The sequence below is a fragment of the Weizmannia sp. CD-2023 genome (assembly GCF_036225245.1).
Lineage (GTDB): Bacteria > Bacillota > Bacilli > Bacillales > Bacillaceae_C > Weizmannia > Weizmannia faecalis.
Map to the genome: position 1 here is coordinate 92,714 of NZ_JARTJQ010000028.1, position 9,072 is coordinate 101,785.

The 9,072-nt window shown below is 37.8% G+C and carries 3 protein-coding genes; all 3 read left to right on the forward strand.

Annotated elements, in window-relative coordinates; translation table 11 throughout:
* Positions 1-10 precede the first annotated feature (10 nt).
* The 3 genes from P9687_RS03730 (at position 11) to P9687_RS03740 (ending at position 9,052) form a co-directional block, all read left to right on the forward strand.
* Positions 11-1,564: a hypothetical protein gene (locus P9687_RS03730; RefSeq protein WP_168985928.1), complete on the forward strand. Its 1,554-nt coding sequence runs from the start codon at positions 11-13 to the stop codon at positions 1,562-1,564.
* A 207-nt stretch (positions 1,565-1,771) separates the two neighbouring features.
* A complete protein-coding gene (locus tag P9687_RS03735) occupies positions 1,772-5,245 on the forward strand; it encodes a bifunctional glycosyltransferase/CDP-glycerol:glycerophosphate glycerophosphotransferase (protein ID WP_168985929.1) in 3,474 nt (1,157 codons plus the stop codon).
* A 210-nt stretch (positions 5,246-5,455) separates the two neighbouring features.
* Entirely contained in the window at positions 5,456-9,052 is a 3,597-nt protein-coding gene (locus P9687_RS03740; protein ID WP_168985930.1) for a CDP-glycerol glycerophosphotransferase family protein, read from the forward strand.
* Positions 9,053-9,072 lie beyond the last annotated feature (20 nt).

The following is a 9,072-nucleotide window of genomic DNA, read 5'->3' on the forward strand; positions in this document are numbered from 1 at the left end:
CTCGTACTTTATGAAAAGGGAGATCGCGTTTAAAAAAGAAAAGTTTTCATTTTATATAGCAGTTTTTTTATTTTTATATGCTTTTGTGCTTATGCTGTTTTTTACAGAGTCTTCTCCTCTTTTTGCGATCAATGAATGGGTAGACGCCAACGCATTTTTTACAGTTGGGAAAGGGATGGCAAATGGGCTGGTACCTTACCGTGATCTGTTTGAGCAAAAAGGCCCTCTATTATACGCGCTGCATGCTATAGCTTACACCATTTCCCACAAAACTTTTTTAGGTGTATATTGTTTGGAAAGCGCCGCTATGTTTATCAATTTGATATTTATCCAAAAAATTTCAAACCTGTATTTAAAACGGCTTCCATCCATGCTGGTTACAGTAATTTTTCCGGTTTTTTTCCTCAACTCTAACTTTTTTCGTTTTGGGGATAGTGCAGAAGAGTTTGTCACTCCATTTTTAATTATCTTTTTCTATTTTGTGCTAAAGCGTTTGAAAAAAGAATCGGATTTTACGTTTTCATGGTGGGTTTATTTACTCAACGGGTTCATGGCAGGATGTGTTTTTTGGATAAAGTTTACCTTGATAGGAGCCTGGATGGGCTTTTATTTTGCTTTATTCATTATTTTTATCGTGCAAAAGAAATGGATGGATGTAGTGCGGGCTGTATTCTTCACAATCATCGGGCTATTCCTGTCTTGTGTGCCATGGCTTTTCTATTTTGGATTACATCACGCTATCTCAGATTTAATTGAAGTTTATTTAAGATTTAATCTTTTTATGTACCCGTCTCAATTGTCTTTTATTGGAAAGTTAATTAATTGTGCTGTATTATTCGGGGAATTTTTTAACAGAAATTGGGAAACAAAACTCATTATGATGATTGGAATCGTTGATTTTTTGTTTACACGCAAATATCTTGTTCACAAATTGCAAAAATATTTGCTGGCAAGCATGATTTCTTTTTTGATTTTAGGAGTGTATATTGGCGGAAGAAGCTATCCTTATTATTATTTAATCATCGTTCCGATAATCATGTTTGGACTAATATCAATCGCCTATTATCTACAATCCACCTATGAAAAGTTTGATTATAATGTGTTGAATCATGTCAATTGGGATGTAGTATTTGTGACTGCTTTTTTGTCCCTGCTTCTGTGTTTTGGATATAATTCAAATATTAAAGAATCCAAGTTCTTTGTTCGTTTCCCACCGGCTCAGCAGACCTTTGCAAAAGTGATCAATCAAACAGCTAATCCAACTCTGCTTAATTACGGGGATTTGGACGGCGGCTTTTACTTGGCGGCAAACCTAGTTCCCAATGTAAAATATTTTGAAAAGCAGAATATAGACCCAAAAGTTTATCCGGAAAACATGCAAGCACAAAATCGTTATATTATGGAAAAAAAGGTGAAGTTTGTGGTCATAAGGAAATCGCGTTTGAATTTAAGGCCCCTCCATGTTCCATATTTGGAGCAAAACTACAGATTGATCAAAAAGCAATTCCAAATTGTAGAGGGCAAACCATATGATTATCTGCTTTATAAACAAAAAAGCAAATAATCCCCTTTTTTGAACGAATGGTTGTAAAACGGGGTGCCCGGCTGGAAAAATAACGTTGTTGCAGAGTGGATGGCATTTCGATTATAATTACGGATGGATTGTGCATTTCATCCGATCCGATCTTTTGTGAAAATTTTATTTATCTTAAAAGAATATAATATATCCCTCATTCGGAAAGATACAATACAGAAAGAGGTTTTTTATTCTATGGATGCGCCAAAAATCAGTGTAATAGTTCCAATTTACAATGTACAGCAATATCTGGAAGAATGTTTAGACTCCCTCGTTCAACAAACTTTTACGGACATTGAAGTCATCATGGTGAATGATGGTTCGACAGATAACAGTGGAAAAATTATGCACCGCTATGCTGAACAATATAATAATTTTTTTGCGTACGATAAACCCAACGGCGGTTTAGGACAAGCACGCAATTATGGAGTTGAGCATTCGCGAGGGGAATATATTGCTTTTGTTGATTCAGATGATGTAGTGGACAAAGAAGCCTATGAAAAAATGTACAAAACCGTTAAACAGACGGGTTCTGACATGGCCATAGGAAATGTAATGCGATTTAATTCCCAAAAACGATATGCTTCCTCACTGCACCAGAAGGTTTTCTTTAAAACAAAGTTAAAAGCTCATATTACCAGGGATCACGAACTGATATATGATACAACAGCTTGGAACAAATTATACCGAAGATCATTTTGGATGAACAATAATTTTAAATTTCCAGAGGGAATGCTTTATGAAGATATTCCCGTTACGTTTCCCGCTCACTATTTAGCGAATTCTGTTGATGTTTTGGATGATATTATTTACTACTGGAGATCAAGGGATCTGGGAGATCAGTCTATTACACAGAGCAGGACGGATATAAACAATTTAATTGACCGATTCAAGGCAGTGGAGATGCTCAACCAATTTTTTGAAGAAAACCATATAGAAGGAGAACTGAAAGAAGAAAAGGACTTTAAAATCCTAAACATTGATTTGAAAGTTTATTTAAATAAACTGACTGAGGCTGACGACACATTTATCTCAAAATATATAGATGAAGTCTCACGCTATTTGGAGACTGTGCATGAAATCAGTATAAGCAAATTATGGCCTGTAGACCGGATGAAATATTATTTTGTGAAACAGAAGGATGTCCACAAACTTTTAGATTTACTAAAACTTCAGCAAAATGGTGAATTAAAAAAATGTAAATTAATAAAAAAGAACGGGCACTATTATATAAACTATCCTTACAAAGATTTAGTTCCTGAGTCTTATTTGTTAATTGATGATAATCTTAAAGTGAAACGAAGAACGGTCAAGGCACAATGGGAAGAAATGACATTAAAAATTAAAGGGTACTGTTTTATCGAAAAAATGGATATCCCGCGCAAAAAAGATGTTACAATGGAATTCTTTTTATGCAATGAGGAAACGGATGATCGTTTACCTATTCAGGACACAAAAATTTTTAAACGCCCTAACAGTACCTATAAATTCGGTGTTCCTGCCAATCAAAAATTTCGTCCTCTAAAAAGAGTGTTTAACTATGACTGGTCTGGGTTTGAATTATCTATCAATTTTAATGTAGCGCCTTTTAATGATCTGCCCGAAGGCCAATATTATGTGCAAACGATTTTAACTGCTGGCGGTATTAGAAGAGAATTCCGGGTTGGTTCGCCAGCAAAGGGTAAAAACCCAAGACCAAGGTATACAAATAATGAAACCACAATGATGTACGCCCATTATAATGGGGCTTGGGATTTTATTATCCACAAGGAAAAAATAGAATACCAGGTGACAGACGTTAGAGTAGATAATCGGCTCATTCATTTAACTTGTATGGCTGATGGAGTGAAACCAGACGAGCTTATACTAAGAAACATGCGGACTGGAGAAAGGCAAAATTATCCGGTTTATTTTGAGCAAGGTAAATTCACATGCAGTATTCCTGTGGAAGCATTACAAGCTGAAGAAAATTATGGCCATAAGTGGAAGGCGCTCATTTTAACCGGAGATTCGGAGCGGCCATTATTAATAATGAAAGAAAACGTATTTGAACCAATGGACCTTGGATTTGCAGAGTTAAAAACACACGCAAATCATGACGGCTCCTTTACCCTTTCAGCGCGGGAATATGGGGGACATTTACAGGAAATCACGCTATCGGAAGGTCACGTCTCATTATCCATTGCCCCACCTATCCATTGGAAGGAACCCGTAAGTGACATTAAAATCCAGTTTGCATCCAAAGATAACAGTGAACGCCATAATTTCATTGCCAGATGGAGCCAAAATGAAGAGAACACTCCTTCACTACAAGTTGATATTGACCTGTTAAAAGACTTTAATGAAAAAACTTTTATTCATGATAAGTTTGATTTGAAAATCGTTCAGGATAAGCCACTGCCCGAGCAATTCGTCATTTACACAGATAATGTTAAAAAAACTGAATCCGCAACAATTGATCGTAAGGTTTATCAGTTTAATACGGATAGTACGCTAAGTTTGAGTATTAAACCGACATGGAGTTGGTTTGATAAGGGAGCGCTTCGTAGAGAAGCACTTCGGACTATATTTTATCCGCTTGTAAGACTCTTGCCTTTGAAAAAGAAAACGATTATTTTTGAAAGTTATTGGGGCAAAAATTATGAATGCAATCCTAGAGCGTTATATGAATACATCGACAAACATTATCCGGAATTTGAGACGATCTGGAGCCTAAAAAATCCTCTGACCCATATAGAAGGAAAAGGAAAAAAAGTCCGAATGCATTCTTTAAAATATTTCTATTACATGGCAAGGGCCAAGTATTTTGTAAACAATGTTAACTTTCCTGATTTTTACCAAAAACGAAAAGGTGCAGTAGAATTGCAGACTATGCATGGAACGCCATTAAAAACTTTGGGTCTCGATGCACCAGGAGAAATAAAACCTGGGAAGAACATGGAAAAATTTTTAGAGAAAAACAGGAGATGGGATTATTTATGTGTTCCAAGTGACTATGTAGCCAATATCGCTGAAAAAGCCTTTGCACACCGTGCCAAAGTGTTAAATTCCGGATATCCGAGAAATGATAAGCTGTTTAATGAGAATACGCCGGAAAGAATTAATGAGATAAAAAGCACGCTTGGGATACCTTCAGACAAAAAAGTCATCTTCTATGCACCAACCTGGAGGGTTCGAAATAAATTTAAATTGGAATTGGATATTTTGCGGCTTAAAGAACAACTGAGCAAAGAATACATTCTTCTGGTAAAATTCCATCATTATGTGGCAAACGCAGTAAATTTACCTGACGAGGAAGAAGTTAAGGGTTTCTTGTACGATCTGTCTAGTTATAATGATATACGCGATCTGTATTTAATATCCGATGTGTTAATTACAGATTATTCTTCTGTTATGTTTGATTATGCGATTTTAGACCGGCCAATGATCTTTTTCACATATGACCTGGAGATGTATCGAGACAACCTGAGAGGTATGTATTTCGACTTAATTGAAAAGGCGCCTGGACCCGTATGTTTAACAAATGATGAATTAATTGATGAAATTCTAAATTTGAAGGAATTCCGATCGAAATACGGGGAAAAACTTGATACATTTAGAAAAATGTTTAATCAGTACGATAAAGGAAACGCAAGCGAGCAAATATTTAATGTAATGTTTAAATCATAAATCATGTTAAATGCCCGGGTAATGATATCTTAATCCGGGCTATTTTTCTGTATAAATTTTTATTTGAAAAGGATTTAATGGATACTTTTTTGATGAATCCCCATTAATTTTCACGTACGTTTGGAAATAAATATGTATATGGTATAAAATTTTAAGGGGAGCTTTGTTCTATTTGCAGTAGAAGATCTCTTTGAAGGGAGACATCGTCAGTTGAACAAAAACGATTTAAAACGAGGATTAAGGTTTATAGCAGGGCCAATCATACGATATCTCATTAAAGATAACCACCGGCGTGCCAATCAATATGCAAAATTTTATGACCGGTTGCAGATAAAACCAAACACCATTCTTTACGAAAGCCGCGACGGAAAAAGTATGACAGACAGCCCTTATGCGATTTTTAAATATATGGTTGACAATCCCGCTTATCAACATTACAACCATATTTGGTCAATCCAGGATTTTCAATCGCTCCAGCCGGTTATAGACAAATACAAAAAATATCCAAACGTTAAATTTGTGCAGCGTAATTCCAGGGAATATTTAAAGGAATTGGCCTCATGTGCGTATTTAATTAATAATTCAACATTCCAATCTTTTTACGCTCCGAAAAAAGGTCAGGTTTATATCAATACGTGGCACGGCACGCCATTGAAAAGCATGGGCTTTGACATTCCGGGCAATCCGGCCCAGTCGCAAAACGTGCTAAGAAATTTCCTGAGTGCTGACTATTTGCTGAGCCCGAATGAACATACGACCAAAATGTATCTGGACAGTTATAAGCTTGAAGGGCTGTATGACGGAAAAATTATCGAAGAAGGGTATCCGAGAATTGATTTAACCTTCCATACAAATCCGGATACCATAAAAAATGCGTTAAAAGACGCCGGATTAACCGTTGATTTCAATAAAAAGAACCTCCTTTACGCGCCGACGTGGAAAGGAAAAAGTGTTTCAAAGGCCAATAACGATGTGATGCAAATCATCTCTGACATGGACAGAGTCGAAAAAGAGGCAGGAAATGAATACAACGTTTTCGTAAAAGTCCATCCGTTTTTGTATACGCAGGCAGCCAAATATCCTGAATTGCAAAGCCGGCTTGTTCCTGACTATATGGACACGAATGAACTGCTTGCTGCAACAGATCTTTTAATCACGGATTACTCAAGTATCTTTTTCGATTACCTGGTCACAGGAAAACCCATATTATTTTATACATGGGATTATGATGTATACAGCGAGGAAAGAGGACAATATCTCAAAAATGAAGATTTGCCCGGCCCGCTCTTGTTTAGCGTCGAGCAATTGATTGAGGCCATTCAAAACATCGAAACGGTATCCCAAAAATATGCTTCAAATTACCAAAACCTCAGGAGCCGTTTTACCAACCATGAAGACGGAAAAGTGACGGAAAGGATTGTACAGTATATTTTCGACCAAGCTCCTTTGCCTCTTCATATTGTCAATGCAGTGCCGGTTAAAAAGGAACGGATACTGATTTATCCGGGGGGCATGCGGAATAACGGGATTACTACCTCCTTCCTAAACTTAATGAACAATATTGATTTTGAAAAATACGATGTCAGCTGTTTTACCGGTGAGCCAAAATCAAAAGAAGTTCTGAACAATATTTACAAAATCAATCAAAATGTACGCATGATCTTTAAACCGGGCGTACCGCTTTACCGTATATTCGAAGTATACCGTGATAGATATACATATAACCGGGGCGTACGTGGGAATCTCGGAAAAAAGATTTTTCCGGAGCGTGCTTATATCAGGGAACATACGAGATTGTTTGGCAACAGCCATTTTGATTATATTATCGATTTCAGTGGATACAGTTATTATTGGGCAAAGTATCTGGTCGTTGCGGATGCGAAAAGAAAAATTTGCTTTATGCATAACGACCTGCTTTCAGATAGTGAACGTGAAATCAACGGGAAACACCCGCACAGAATCAACCTGAGAGGCTTGTTCACGCTATACTACAGATTTGATAAGCTGGTCAGCGTCTCCAAAGGAACAATGGAAGTCAACCGGAAAAATTTAAGCCGGTATGCAAATGATGATCAATTTGATTACGTCCTGAATTCCATTAATCCGGACAGAATTCTTTATGCAGAAGAAGAAAAATCGGATGAGCCTAAAATTACCAAGTTTAAGGCACGGGCGCTCCTCAGCAATGTAAATGATTATCCGGTTTGGCGGGTGCTCCCTTCCATTGAAGGCGCAACACAAGTATCTTTGTCCAATGATATGGCGGATGCCGAGGTTTTAATTACAGCCAAATCAACAGTGAAACACGCATTGTATTACCGATTCCATTACGAAGGCAAAGAAATTGGTTGGATTCATAAAAAGGCAGTAACCCTTCTTCCTGACAGTATAATTGCAGAGAAAAAAGTAAATAAGCTTGCACGGATAATTGAAACAAATAATATTGCGATATGGAGTAAACCTTTTAAATTACCTGGAGCAAGAAAAATTACTTCAAGTTCTGATTTTAAAAACTGCGTGATTTCCATTGATCAGGTAATCAAGACACAACATTCAACTTATTACCGGTTCTCTGTAAAGAAAGAAACGATCGGCTGGATTAATAAAAAAGGCCTTGCAATTTTTAGACGGTGTACGATTGGACCGGAAACGGGAATTTTCAGCAAGGTCAAGATACTTGTTTTAAGAAAGTTGATTCAAACGCTAAATTACAGTAAAAGAGAGTTTTTAAACCATCTTGACGGCCGGACACGCAGGCTAATTGACCTCCGCAAGCCTAAATATTATAAAGTGGCCGGTTCAGCGAATGAACCGATATGGAACAAGCCGTATCCGAATTATAAGGCCAGGATGATAGAAGAAGCTTCGAACTATAAAGATGCGATTGTAACTGTAAAGAAATTGGCAAAAACAAAACAGGGCGTTTACGCTCTCATTTATTTAAAAAACAATAAAATCGGCTGGATTCATACAAGCGCATTAAGCCCGTTGAAACGCTCATCTGTCGTCTCTGACATTGAAGTTTTAAAAATCGCCAGGGTATTGCCGGATGAGAAAAATGCGGTAATCTGGTCCAAACCATATGGGATGGAAGGCGCGGAAAAAATGGCCCTTCCCGATATGCTGAAGGGAAATGCAACCTTTACAATAGACAGGGAAGTTACCACCCCGTCCGGGACTTATGGCCGCATCCTGCAGGCGGACGGGTCTGAAATTGGCTGGGTCAACATGCGGAACGTCTTTGTAGAGCGTGCTTACGGATACGAAGTAAATGGCCAGTATGTCCCCGAACCGGACAGCAGCCATTACAATTTTGTCAACATGGGCAGGCTTTCTCCGGAAAAAGCGCAGGCCAATTTAATTTCAGCGTTTGCCGATTTTCATAAAAACCATCCGAAAAGCAAACTCTATATTCTCGGGCAGGGGCCTTTAAAAACCGAGTTGCAGGCGCTGATTCTGGAACTTGGCGTAAGCGATTCTGTTTTCCTAATGGGCCAGCTTGATAATCCTTTTCCTTTTATGAAAAAATGCGATTGCTTTGTCCTGTCATCACATTATGAGGGCCAGCCGATGGTGCTGCTTGAAGCGCTAACGCTCGGCATGAAAATCGTGGCAACAGATATTGTCGCAAATCGTACTGTTCTTGAAGACGGCAAATACGGGCTGCTTGTGGAAGACAGCATTAACGGGTTAAAATCAGGGTTGGAAGCCATGATCACCCGCCAGCATCCGGAATTTGAAAAATTTCATTATCAGGCGTATAACAAAGCCGCCATGGAAACATTCTACAGATGTTTGCATGAATAAGATGAAAAAACCGCACTCCC